Below are 1,015 nucleotides of genomic sequence, written 5' to 3'. Positions count from 1 at the left end.
GAATAAGAAGCAACCGACCAAAACAGTCGAGATATTTTGTGCAAAATGTAAAACGCAGCTGTTTAAATATCGCAAAGGCGGTAAAGGGGCATTAGTGAAGTGCTTTAAAGAACGCATTGTAGAAGATTACACTCAAACCCCTTGTTTTTGCCCGAGCTGCGGGCAAGAGTTTGCACGAGATACGTTAGTCAGAGGTACGCCTGCGTTTAAGATGATTGGCGGAAAAGTGACAATGAAGTAGGAAAAATAATGAGCCAACAAAACGATTGCTGCATGGTGTTAAGTACCACCAATAATGAAAAAAATCGCGATGAAATCATCAAAGGTTTATTAGAAGCTCAATTAGCGGCGTGTATTCAGACGATGCCAATTGAGAGCCATTATGTTTGGAAAGGGGAAGTTTGTACTGATCACGAATGGTTACTCATCATCAAAACACGACGTGAACTTTACGAGTTAGTGGAAGAAAAAATTGAAAACCTGCACGAATACGAGGTAGCTCAAATCGTACAGGTTCCTATCGTGGATGGTTTTAATCCGTATTTAGAATGGCTTCGCGAAGCGACGTTGAGCCGACATTAAAAACAACGACAGTATGGCACCCGTCGTATCACACAACATGTCTTTCTGGGCATCCCAAATGTCTCCTTGGGAGCCTAGGAAGGCAATGCCTTCATCGCCACCAGCCAGTTCGGCATACCACCACTCAATGATTTCGTAGCCTGCAGCCAAAGACATAATGGCAAACAACGCAAACCAGCATGAAAAAGTTGGGTTGAATTTTTTGTTGCGAATCAAATACTCAGCGATCGGGTAGGCATATAAACCAATCGCAAAGTGGGCTACGCGATCAAAATTGTTTCTCTCTGATCCAATTAGGTTATTGAACCAATCAAACGGCACTTCAGCGAAGGTGTATTTCGCGCCAATGGTGTGTAGGCACAACCAAATAAACATCAAAAGGTAAGCGGTGTTGCTGAACTGGTAGCGAATCGCAATCGCCCAAATCGCAATG

The 1,015-nt window shown here is 43.3% G+C and carries 3 protein-coding genes; 2 read left to right on the top strand and 1 reads right to left on the bottom strand.

The annotated features are described in order from the left end of the window. A partial coding sequence (locus R8O11_RS25375; RefSeq protein WP_318194632.1) for a hypothetical protein occupies positions 1-241 on the top strand: 241 nt, incomplete at its 5' end. A gap of 8 nt (positions 242-249) precedes the next feature. After that, entirely contained in the window at positions 250-582 is a 333-nt protein-coding gene (gene cutA, locus R8O11_RS25370) for a divalent-cation tolerance protein CutA (RefSeq protein WP_318194631.1), read from the top strand. Here the strand turns inward: cutA and R8O11_RS25365 are convergent. Then, on the bottom strand, positions 544-1,015 hold a 472-nt coding region (locus R8O11_RS25365; RefSeq protein WP_318194630.1), incomplete at its 5' end, for a DUF2238 domain-containing protein. The genes cutA and R8O11_RS25365 overlap by 39 nt on opposite strands.

The organism is Vibrio sp. 1288, assembly GCF_033344475.1.
Note: the sequence above shows the minus strand (reverse complement) of the source record. Positions and strands in the feature narration are given on the sequence as shown.